The sequence below is a fragment of the Rhodococcus sp. ENV425 genome (genome assembly GCF_002887785.1).
GTDB classification, from domain to species: Bacteria; Actinomycetota; Actinomycetes; order Mycobacteriales; family Mycobacteriaceae; genus Rhodococcus; species Rhodococcus aetherivorans.
In genome coordinates this window covers 2,795-13,456 of record NZ_PCZU01000252.1, presented here as the reverse complement: position 1 = coordinate 13,456, position 10,662 = coordinate 2,795, and the positions used below count along the sequence as shown (strand labels likewise).

Annotated in this window: 10 protein-coding genes and 1 pseudogene; 2 read left to right on the top strand and 9 right to left on the bottom strand. The window is 71.8% G+C overall.

Annotated elements, in window-relative coordinates; all coding sequences use genetic code 11:
- Positions 1 to 278: pseudogene (locus CQZ88_RS31580) on the bottom strand (nitronate monooxygenase); the annotation flags it as partial.
- A 66-nt stretch (positions 279 to 344) separates the two neighbouring features.
- Entirely contained in the window at positions 345 to 2,132 is a 1,788-nt protein-coding gene (gene lepA / locus CQZ88_RS22025; RefSeq protein WP_230304568.1) for a translation elongation factor 4, read from the bottom strand.
- Between the two features lie 187 nt (positions 2,133 to 2,319).
- Between lepA and CQZ88_RS22020 the strand changes: the two genes are divergently transcribed.
- Complete coding sequence (locus tag CQZ88_RS22020) at positions 2,320 to 2,889, top strand: type II toxin-antitoxin system PemK/MazF family toxin (protein ID WP_044475764.1); 570 nt, start codon at positions 2,320 to 2,322, stop codon at positions 2,887 to 2,889.
- Between the two features lie 12 nt (positions 2,890 to 2,901).
- Here CQZ88_RS22020 and CQZ88_RS22015 read toward each other — a convergent pair whose 3' ends face one another.
- The 4 genes from CQZ88_RS22015 to CQZ88_RS22000 all read right to left on the bottom strand — a co-directional run bounded on the left by CQZ88_RS22015 (position 2,902) and on the right by CQZ88_RS22000 (position 7,373).
- Positions 2,902 to 3,783, bottom strand: a complete 882-nt coding sequence (locus CQZ88_RS22015; RefSeq protein ID WP_029544368.1) for an aquaporin — start codon at positions 3,781 to 3,783, stop codon at positions 2,902 to 2,904.
- Between the two features lie 130 nt (positions 3,784 to 3,913).
- Complete coding sequence (locus CQZ88_RS22010) at positions 3,914 to 4,744, bottom strand: transglutaminase family protein (RefSeq protein ID WP_029544370.1); 831 nt, start codon at positions 4,742 to 4,744, stop codon at positions 3,914 to 3,916.
- 8 nt (positions 4,745 to 4,752) lie between these two features.
- Positions 4,753 to 5,724: an alpha-E domain-containing protein gene (locus tag CQZ88_RS22005; RefSeq protein ID WP_006933787.1), complete on the bottom strand. Its 972-nt coding sequence runs from the start codon at positions 5,722 to 5,724 to the stop codon at positions 4,753 to 4,755.
- A complete protein-coding gene (locus tag CQZ88_RS22000) occupies positions 5,724 to 7,373 on the bottom strand; it encodes a circularly permuted type 2 ATP-grasp protein (RefSeq protein ID WP_006933779.1) in 1,650 nt (549 codons plus the stop codon). The genes CQZ88_RS22005 and CQZ88_RS22000 overlap by 1 nt, the downstream gene beginning before the upstream one ends.
- Positions 7,374 to 7,563: 190 nt before the next feature.
- Here CQZ88_RS22000 and rpsT point away from each other — a divergent pair, with 190 nt between their 5' ends.
- Positions 7,564 to 7,824: a 30S ribosomal protein S20 gene (rpsT, locus tag CQZ88_RS21995; protein ID WP_003937021.1), complete on the top strand. Its 261-nt coding sequence runs from the start codon at positions 7,564 to 7,566 to the stop codon at positions 7,822 to 7,824.
- 62 nt (positions 7,825 to 7,886) lie between these two features.
- Here rpsT and holA read toward each other — a convergent pair whose 3' ends face one another.
- The 3 genes from holA to CQZ88_RS31575 all read right to left on the bottom strand — a co-directional run.
- Entirely contained in the window at positions 7,887 to 8,855 is a 969-nt protein-coding gene (gene holA, locus CQZ88_RS21990) for a DNA polymerase III subunit delta (protein WP_006933777.1), read from the bottom strand.
- Positions 8,852 to 10,390, bottom strand: a complete 1,539-nt coding sequence (locus CQZ88_RS21985; RefSeq protein WP_006933776.1) for a ComEC/Rec2 family competence protein — start codon at positions 10,388 to 10,390, stop codon at positions 8,852 to 8,854. The genes holA and CQZ88_RS21985 overlap by 4 nt, the downstream gene beginning before the upstream one ends.
- Positions 10,387 to 10,662: ComEA family DNA-binding protein (locus tag CQZ88_RS31575; protein WP_258008723.1), on the bottom strand; the 276-nt coding region annotated here is incomplete at its 5' end. The genes CQZ88_RS31575 and CQZ88_RS21985, both read right to left, overlap by 4 nt.

Below are 10,662 nucleotides of genomic sequence, written 5' to 3'. Positions count from 1 at the left end.
CCCGCCGCGTGCACGCGCGGCACATAGGGCGCCGGATCGCCGAAGGACAGCGACACCACCCGGGGCCGTTCGGCCAGCACCGCGTCGAGAAGACTGTCGTCGGCGGCCAGCGACCACGTCATCAGGCCGAAACCGAGCAGCCCGCCGCCGAGTTCGCGGGCCACCGCCGACTCGGCCGCCAGCCATTGCGGGGTGTTGTAACGCGCGGCTCCGATCAGACCGAGGCCCCCCGCGCGGGTCACCTCGCCGGCCAGCCGGCCGCCGGCGCGGCCTCCCATCGGGGCGCCGAGCAGCGGGACGGTGACGCCCAGGGTGCGCGTGAGCCAGGTCTCGAGCACGGTGGGCTACTTCCCCTTCGGCTTGTCGGCAGACGCCTCGGACGAGAGCGCGGCCACGAACGCCTCCTGCGGAACGTCCACCCGGCCGATCGTCTTCATCCGCTTCTTGCCCTCCTTCTGCTTCTCGAGCAGCTTGCGTTTGCGGCTGATGTCGCCGCCGTAGCACTTGGCGAGCACGTCCTTGCGGATCGCGCGGATGTTCTCCCGGGCGATGATCTTCGACCCGATCGCCGCCTGCACCGGGACCTCGAACTGTTGCCGCGGGATGAGCTCCTTGAGTTTGGTGGTCATCTTGTTGCCGTACGCGGCCGCCGCGTCCTTGTGGACGATCGCACTGAACGCGTCGACGGCCTCGCCCTGCAACAGGATGTCCACCTTCACCAGCGCGGCTTCCTGCTCGCCGGCTTCCTCGTAGTCGAGGCTGGCGTAGCCGCGGGTGCGGGACTTCAGCGAGTCGAAGAAGTCGAAGATGATCTCGGCCATCGGCAGGGTGTAGCGCAGCTCGACGCGGGTCTCGGACAGATAGTCCATGCCGCCGAGCTCGCCGCGCCGCGACTGGCACAGTTCCATGATCGAACCGATGAACTCGCTCGGGGAGATGATCGTGCACTTGACGATCGGCTCGTAGATTTCGCGGGCCTTGCCCTCGGGCCAGTCCGACGGGTTGGTGACGATGTGCTCCTGCCCGCCCTCGAGCACCACGCGGTAGACCACGTTGGGGGCGGTGGAGATCAGGTCGAGGCCGAACTCGCGCTCGAGCCGCTCCCGGGTGATCTCCATGTGCAGCAGGCCGAGGAAGCCGCACCGGAATCCGAAGCCCAGAGCCACCGACGTCTCGGGTTCGTAGGTGAGCGCGGCGTCGTTGAGCTGCAACTTGTCGAGAGCGTCGCGCAGGACGGGGTAGTCCGACCCGTCCACCGGGTACAGGCCGGAGTAGACCATCGGGCGGGGCTCGCGGTAGCCGGTGAGCGGCTCGGCGGCGCCGCCGCGGGCAGAGGTGACGGTGTCGCCGACCTTCGACTGGCGCACGTCCTTCACGCCGGTGATGAGATAGCCGACCTCGCCGACGCCGAGACCGGCGGTGGCCTTCGGCTCGGGCGAGACGATGCCCACCTCGAGCAGCTCGTGGGTGGCGCCGGTGGACATCATCTTGATCTTCTCGCGGGGCACGATCTTGCCGTCGACCACACGCACGTACGTGACGACGCCGCGGTAGGTGTCGTACACCGAGTCGAAGATCATCGCGCGGGCCGGCGCGTCGGGGTCGCCGACCGGCGGCGGCACCTGCCGGATCACCTCGTCGAGCAGTTCCGGCACGCCCACGCCGGTCTTGCCCGACACGCGCAGCACGTCCTCGGGCTCGCAGCCGACGATGTGGGCGAGCTCGGCGGCGTAGCGGTCCGGGTCGGCCGCGGGCAGATCGATCTTGTTCAGGACCGGGATGACCGTCAGATCCTTGTCGAGAGCGAGGTAGAGGTTCGCGAGGGTCTGCGCCTCGATGCCCTGGGCGGCGTCGACGAGGAGCACCGCGCCCTCGCATGCCTCGAGCGCACGGGAGACCTCGTACGTGAAGTCCACGTGCCCGGGCGTGTCGATGAGGTGCATCACGTAGTCCTCGCCGTCGACCTGCCACGGCAGCCGCACGTTCTGGGCCTTGATGGTGATCCCGCGCTCGCGCTCGATGTCCATCCGGTCGAGGTACTGGGCCCGCATCTGGCGCTCCTCGACCACACCGGTGAGCTGCAGCATGCGGTCCGCGAGCGTCGACTTGCCGTGGTCGATGTGCGCGATGATGCAGAAGTTCCGGATCTTCGCGGGGTCCGTGAACGTGGTGTCGGCGAAGGTGCTGATGTCGGGCTCCTGACTCGGACGGGCAGCGGCCCTGGCGGGACGCGGTCACCCCTGCAGAATATCCAAGTCGCGGCGGGTCCGGTCCCGCGGCCGCACCTGCGCGGCCCCGCACGCCGCTAAGCTCGCCGACGTGGCTGGCACATGGAAGAAACTGGGCAGGCAACTGGGACGGTTCGCGGTCGAGCAGGGACCGCGATTGCTCGAGCAGGTGCAGCGCTCCGGCGCCCTCGACCGGGCCCGGACCGCGCTCGGCTCCGGTGCCGCCGACACCGCCCGGCCGGTCCCGAAGCCCGGCCGCCCGGTGACCTCCCACACCGCTCCCACCGCGCAGCGCGCCCGGCGGATCGCCTACGCCCCCGACCTCGACGGCCGCGCGGACCCCGGCGAGATCGTGTGGACGTGGGTGGCCTACGAGGAGGACGCGACCCAGGGCAAGGACCGGCCCGTGCTCGTCGTCGGACGCAACGGTGGCACCCTGCTCGGCCTGATGCTGTCGTCGAACAACGACCGGGACGGTCACCGCGACTGGCTGGCCCTGGGCAACGGCAACTGGGACGCGGGCAGCCGGCCCAGCTGGGTCCGCCTGGACCGCGTGCTGGACGTGCCCGAGGAAGGCATCCGGCGCGAAGGCGCGGTGCTCGACCGGGCCCGGTTCGAGCAGGTCGCCGCGCGCCTTCGCGCCGAGTACGGCTGGCAGTAGCCGGCCCTCGCCTTACCGCCGGCGGGCGCCCGCCACCCGCGCCGTGGACGGCCGCAATCCGGCGAACCGCCCGAACAGCGACCGGTAGACCAGCGCCCCGAGGGCGCCGCCGATCAGCGGGAACAGGATGAACAGCCAGAGCTGTCCGAGCGCGCCGTCCTGGTACGGCGCGACCGCGATGCTCCGCGCCGGATTGACCGAGGTGTTGTCGATCGGGATCGAGACCAGGTGGATCACCGCCAGGGTGAATCCGATCGACACCCCGGCCAGCAGGACGTCCGAGGCCTGGTCCGTCGCGGCGAGCACCACGAACACCAGCAGCGCGGTAAGCAGCACCTCGACGACCATGGTCGCCCCGATCCCGTAACCCTCGACGAGCACACCGCCGAGCGGGCCCTCCACCGCCGACGGGCTGTGCGGGCCCCAGCCGTTGGCGCCGAGCCCCTGCGCGGCCCGGTCGTAGGTGGGCAGCGACTGCGCCACCGAGTAGATCGTCACGCCCGCGACGAGGCCGCCGAGGACCTGGGCCACGACGTAGAACACCGCCCGCTTGAGGGTGACCTGGCCGATCGCGAGCTGGCCGACCGTCACCGCCGGGTTCACATGGCATCCGGAGATCGGCCCGATGGCGTAGACGAGGAACAGCAGGGTCAGCCCGAACGCCAGCGCGACGCCGAGATTGCCGACCTTGTCCCCGGCGAACACCGCCGTGCCGACCGCGGAGAAGACCAGCACGAACGTGCCGATCGCCTCCGCGGCGTACTTCTTGGCGTCCGAGAATTCGTCCTTCTCCACGGCCTCGAGCGCGGTCTCGTGCTCGGTCTCGTGCTCGGCGGCCCCGGGTGCCCGGTCCGCCGCCCGGCCCTCGTGGCCCGTCTCGCGTTCGTTCGTCATGCGCCCACCTCGCGTCGTGCGGTCCCGCGGGACCGGATCCGATGTGTCGAACTTCGGCACTGGCGAGCACCGCGGGTCGAAGACGGGCTCACAGGCCGCACAGCACTACCGCAACAAGACACAGCGGACACTACGCAAGCCGGGTGACCTCCACAACAACGTCGAGTGCCGTCGAACCGCCGCCGGAGTAGATGCCCTTCAGCGGCGGCACGTCCGCGTAGTCCCGGCCGGTACCGACGGACACGTGCTGTTCACCGACGACCGTGGCGTTGGTCGGGTCGTAACCCCACCACGAACCGGTCCAGGCCTCGACCCACGCGTGCGACTCCCCCGCGACGGTCGCCCCGACGGGGGCAGCGGCCGTCGGATGCAGGTATCCCGACACGTACCGGCTGGGAATTCCCATGCCGCGCAGCAGGAGCAGCGTCAGGTGCGCATAGTCCTGGCAGACCCCCTCGCGTTCCTCGAAGGCCTGCACGGCCGAGGTGTGCACCCCCGTCGTGCCGGGGACGTAGGACATCTCGTCGTGCACCCACTGCGCCGCGGCCAGCACCGCGGCCACCGGATCGGCACCCTTGGCGATCTGCCGGGCGACCCTGGCGAGACCGCGATCGGCCGGCACGTACCGCGACGGCAGCAGCACCTCGTCGTAGCGGTCCCGGTTCTCCTCGCTGCGCAGTTCGTCCCATCCGATCGCCTCGTCGGGCACCGCGGTCTCCTCGGTCTCCACCACCGACAGCCCGGTCACCTCCAGCGAGGTGTGCGGCGCGTGCAGGTCGAACGCGGTCACCGCCGTGCCCCAGTAGTCGACGTACCGGTACGACCGTGTCGCCGGGGTGGTCTCGACCCGGTTGAGCACGACGGTCTGCCGGCTGTCCGCGCGGGGCGTGAGCCGTACCTCGTTGTACGACGAGGTGACCGGCGCGTCGTACGCGTACCCCGTCTTGTGGACCACTCGCATCCGCCAGGTCACAACTCACCCTCCACGATCGTCTCCCCCTGTGCCGCGCCGGCATCGGTCCAGGCCACCCACGGCGCTGCGTGGAAGTACTGCAGCGCGATCGCCTCGCCGACCTGCCGGCACATCTCCTGCAGCGACTGCAGGCGCGTCTGCAGATCCTCGAGCAGCCGTCCGGGGGCGAGGAACTCGAGTTCGCTGCGGGCACGGCCGAGCAGACGTTGCGCCTCGTCCCGGGCACCGATCCGGCTGTGCGGATGCCGGTCGAGCGCACCGAGGCACCGCTCGGCCTCGCTGATGGCGAAGAACACCGACCGCGGGAACAGCCGGTCCAGCAGCATGAATTCGAGCACCAGGCTCGCGTCGAGGGCACCGCGGTAGGTGCGCAGGTAGGTGTCGTGACCACCGACCGACCGCAGGACCGTCGCCCACGTCGGCGAGCCCGGGCGGTCGCCCGCCCGGGAGAGCAGCAGCCGTACCACCATGTCGACGCGTTCGATGGACCGGCCCAGCAGCAGGAAGCGATAGCCGTCGTCGCGGCTGAGCGTCGAGTCCGCCAGGCCCGCGAACATCGCCGCACGCTCCTCGACGTACCGGAAGAACTCGTGCGGTCCGAGCCGCTGGGCGGCCCGCTTGCGCTCGGCGAGACCGTTGTAGGTGGCGTTCAGGCACTCCCACATCTCGCTGGAGGTGACCTCGCGGGCGCCGCGGGCGTTCTCGCGCGCGTGCGCGACGGAATCGACGATCGACCCCTGCCCCTGCCGGTCGAACGCGATCAGGTCGACCACGGTGGACACGTCCAGCACGCCCGGCGGCTCGGCGAATCCGAGTACCCGCAGCAGCTGCCGGCAGGTGCGGTCGGGGTCGACCGTGGAGTCCTCGAGCAGCTGGTGCACCGCGACGTCCATGATGCGGGCGGTGTCGTCGGCGCGTTCGACGTAGCGGCCGATCCAGAACAGGGACTCGGCATTGCGGGCCAGCATCAGCGCCCACCCCCGAGCCCGCTCTGCTGCTGCTGTTGTTGCTGTTGCTGTTGTGGGCCGCCGATGTCGGGTCCGTGCTCGACCTGCGCGCCGTGCGCCGGCCGGTCGACCACCTGGGCGCCGCCGAGTTCTCGTTCCTCCCCGGAACTGCGCGCGGCGAGCACCCACGTGTCCTTGCTGCCGCCGCCCTGGCTCGAGTTCACCACGAGCGACCCTTCGGGCAGCGCGACGCGCGTGAGACCGCCGGGCAGCACCCACACCTCCTCCCCGTCGTTGACGGCGAAGGGCCGCAGGTCCACGTGACGCGGCGCGAGCCGGTCCCCCACCCGGGTGGGAACGGTGGACAACTGCACGACGGGCTGGGCGATCCAGCTGCGCGGGTCGTTGCGGATCTTGCGGGTCATGGTCTTCAGCTCGGCGGGCGAGGCGTCGGGACCGAACACGATGCCGTACCCGCCGGAGCCTTCCACCGGCTTGATCACGAGTTCGTCGAGACGGTCGAGCACCTCCTCGCATTCCTCGTCCAGCCAGCAGCGCAGCGTGTCGACGTTGGGCAACAGCGGCTTCTCGCCGAGGTAGTAGTCGATGATCTCGGGGACGTAGGTGTAGACGAGCTTGTCGTCGCCGACACCGTTGCCGACGGCGCTCGAGATCACGACGTTGCCGGCGCGGGCGGCGTTGAGGATGCCGGCGACGCCGAGCACGGAGTCGGGACGGAACTGCATCGGATCGAGGAAGGCGTCGTCGATCCGGCGGTAGATCACGTCGACCTGCCGTTCGCCTTCGGTGGTGCGCATGTAGACCGCGTTGTCACGACAGAACAGGTCCCGGCCCTCGACGAGTTCGACACCCATCTGCCGGGCCAGCAGGGAGTGCTCGAAATACGCGGAGTTGGCCACGCCGGGGGTCAGCACCACCACGGTCGGGTCGGCGGCGTTGAGCGCGGCGGCCGCCCGCAGCGCCCGCAGCAGGTGCGAGGCGTAGTCGCCGACGGGACGCACCCGGTGCTCGCGGAACAGGTCCGGGGCGATCCGGGCCATCACCCGCCGGTTCTCCATGACGTACGACACCCCGGACGGCGAGCGCAGATTGTCCTCGAGGACCCGGAACGTGCCGTTCTCGTCGCGGATCAGGTCGATGCCCGCGACGTGGATCCGGACGCCGTTGGGCGGGACGATGCCGACGGCCTCGCGGTGGAAGTGCTCGCACGAGGTCACCAGCCGCTTGGGGATGACGCGGTCGCGGAGGATGTGCTGCTCGCGGTAGACGTCGTCGAGGAACATCTCGAGCGCCTTCACCCGCTGGGTGATGCCCCGTTCGAGGCGGGCCCACTCCGCCGCCGCGATGACCCGGGGCATCAGGTCGAGCGGGAAGGGCCGCTCCTGTCCGGACAGGGAGAAGGTGACGCCCTGGTCGGTGAAGGCGCGGCCGAGGGCCTCGGTGCGCGCCGCGAGCTCGTCGGCGCCGGTGGAGACGAACCGTTGGTGCAGCCGCCGGTAGGGGGCTCGCACCCCACCGGCCTCGTCGAACATCTCGTCGAACGCGAGCGTGTAGCCGGGCACGTCGCGATAGCCGTCGAACACCCCGTCGGAACGCCTGCGCGAGCGGGAGCGGTCGGGGGGTCGGGCGACGGTCGTTCGGCTGCTCATGCCCGAAATCCTGCTACAGGATGCCGGGCTGTGCAGTGCCGGAAACCCGCTTGTCACCTGCCCGTCACCACCGGCGGTTCCGGCGCCCGGTTTGGGGTTTGCGACAGGCCGCTGGTATCGTGGTCCGTCGGTGCCGTAGTGCGCCCAGAGCTTTCCGACCAACTACCAGCAAGACGACAGGATTTTACGCGTGGCCAACATCAAGTCCCAGGTGAAGCGGATCCGCACCAACGAGCGCAACCGACTCCGCAACCAGTCGGTCAAGTCCTCGCTGCGCACGGCGATCCGTTCCTTCCGCGAGGCCGCGGCCGCCGGCGACAAGGACAAGGCCACCGAGCTCCTCGTCTCCACCAGCCGCAAGCTCGACAAGGCTGCCAGCAAGGGCGTGATCCACGCCAACCAGGCCGCCAACAAGAAGTCCGCCCTGGCCAAGGTCGCCAACGGACTCTGAGGTAGAACGCAAGCTCTGCTCCGGAAGCCGCCCCGTCCTTCGGACCGGGCGGCTTCCGTCGTCTAGTGGGTCCGGCCGGCCAGCCCCGCGACGCGGCGCACGGCGCGCTCCACCGCGTAGTCGGCGTCCGCGGCCGCGCCCTTGACGTCGGCATTGAGGTCGGCCACGACCTGCAGCGCCGCCCCGATCGATCCCGGGTCCCACGCGCGTGCCTGGGCCTGAGCCTTCTTCACCTTCCACGGGGGCATCCCGAGCTCGGATGCCATCTTGAACGGGTCCCCGCGCCCGGCCGAGCCGACCCGCGCGATCGTGTGGACAGCATCCGCGAGGGCGTCGGCGAGCAGGACGTGCGCGACGCCCCGATGCGTCGCCCACCGCAACGATTCCAGCGCCCCCGGCTCGTCGCCCGCCACGGCCTTCTCGGCCACCTCGAACCCGGTGACCTCGGCCTTGCCGGAGTAGTAGCGCTGCACGGCTGCGGCGTCGATCTTGCCGCCCGTGTCGGCGACCAGCTGGCTGCACGCCGCTGCCAGCTCCCGCAGGTCGGAGCCCACGGCGTCGATGACCGCCTGCACGACCTCCGGCGCGACCCGCACACCCGCCGCGCGAAACTCCGCACGCACGAAGTCCACCCGCTCGGCCGCCTTGGTGATCCTGGCGCACTCGTGGGTCTCGGCGCCGCACTTCTGCAGGGCGCCCACCATGGCCTTCGCGCGGCCGCCGCCACTGTGCAGGACGACCAGGGAGACCCCCTCAGGCGGTTCGGTCGCCGCATCGAGGATCAGCGCGACGGCGTCCTTGCCGGCCTCCGCGGCGGATTCGAGGACGACCACCCGGTCCTCGGCAAACAGCGACGGGCTCAGCAGCTCGGCGAGTTCGGCCGCGCCGGCGTCCCCGGCGCGCAGCCGCGAGACGGGCAGCTCGGACCCCGCACCCGTCCGCGCCCGGACGTCACCGACGATCCGCGCGACGGCGCGTTCGACGAGGAGGTCTTCGTCACCGAGCACGAGATGCAGCTGCGGGTTGCTCACGGGTCGATCGTGCCACGACGGCCGGACATCACCGCCGGTGCCCCGGGCCGGCGTCCACGCCACAGTCGCGGCAGGCACCGGGCGGCGACGAGCCCGCCCCCGACGGCGACTGCTCCGCCCACGCCTCCGGGCACGGGCACCTCGGCCAGGGGCAGGTCGGCCGCGCGGTCCGCCACCTCGAGGATCCACCACAGCATGGGTGCGGTGCCGCGGGCGAGCAGCTCCGCCGCCGTCGGCGACGCCGTGGAGACCACCGCGACGGTGGTACCGAGCACGGTCAACGGCGGAAGTACCGGCGCGACGAGGATGTTGGCCGCGACCGCCACGACGCTGACGGTGCCGGACAGTGCGGCGACGATCGGGGCGGTCACGACGAACGCGGCCGCCGAGACGGCGCACACCTCCGCCGCCGAGCGGGGCCAGCCGCGGGCCCGGAGCCGGGTCACCCAGGCCGGCGCCACCAGCACCAGCCCGGCGGTGGCCGCGACCGACAGGGCGAACCCGACGTCCGTCGCGAGTTCCGGTGCGGCGACGAGCAGGGCGCCGACCGCGCCCGCGAGGGCCGGCAGGCCGTGCCGGCGCCGGCCCGTCACCAGAGCGAGCAACCCGATCGCTCCCATCGCGGCGGCGCGCAGCACGCTCGGCGACGGGCGCACGACGACGACGAACGCCACCAGCGCGACCGCCGCGAGCGCCGTGCCGGTGCGGGGGCCGAGGCCGAGGCCCCGCACGGCGAGGAGCACCGCGCCGAGGACGATGCTGACGTTGGCCCCGGACACCGCGGTCAGGTGGGTCAGTCCCGCCACCCGGAAGCTCTCCCGGACGTCGTCGGACAGCCGTGAGGTGTCGCCGACGACGAGGCCCGGCAGGAGCCCGGCCGCAGCGGGCGGGAGCACCGCTCCGGACGCCGAGGCGAGCCGCTCGCGGATCCGTCCCGCCCACTGCTGCACCCGCGAGGGGGCCTGCACCGATCGGGGCGGGCCGTCGACACGGACCACGGCCACCGTCAGATCCGCGCCGTCCGGTTCGGCGAGCCGTCCGCGCAGGGTGATCCGCTGGCCCGGCAGCAGCTCCGCCCACTCGTCGACAGGGGCGAACACCACGACGGCGCCGCCGCCCGAGTACCGGTCGGGTCCCAGCTCGGCGCGGTGCAACGTTGCCGGCACCAGCACCTGGTCCCCGCCGAACGCACTGTCTCCCAATCTTTTCGGGTCATCCGTCGGTTCGACCACCAGGGTGGCCCAGCCGGCGCGCGCGGCCGCGGCGGCGAGCGGATGCGTCTCGGCCGCCCACACCCGCAGTGCGACCGCCGCCGAGAATCCGGCAGCGACGACGAGAGCGGCGAGCAGCGGCCGGGCCGCGGCACGAAGCCGTCGTCGCCGTGCCACGACGACCGTGGCCACCGCGCACACGGCGGCCGTCGCCGCGATCCCGAACGAGACCCGCCAGCCGGCGTGCAACCCGAGCGCGGTTGCGGCCCACGCCGCGACCGCGCCCGGCACCAGTCGCGCGTCGTCGCGGTCGGGCGCGGTCACACCACGACCAGCGTCCGCAGGCGTGCCAGCCGAGCGGGACCGATCCCGTCGACCTCGGCGAGCTGTTCGACGTCGGTGAACGGCCCGTTGTCCCGGCGCCACGCGACGATCGCGGCCGCGGTGACGGGACCGACGCCGGGCAGCGCATCGAGCGTCGCCTCGTCGGCGGTATTGAGGTTCACCGGCCCCGCCCCGGGGGGTGCGCCGGGCTCCCCGACCCCACCCTTGCCGCCGGAGCCGGACACCCCGCTCGCCGGCGGAACCGGCGGCGA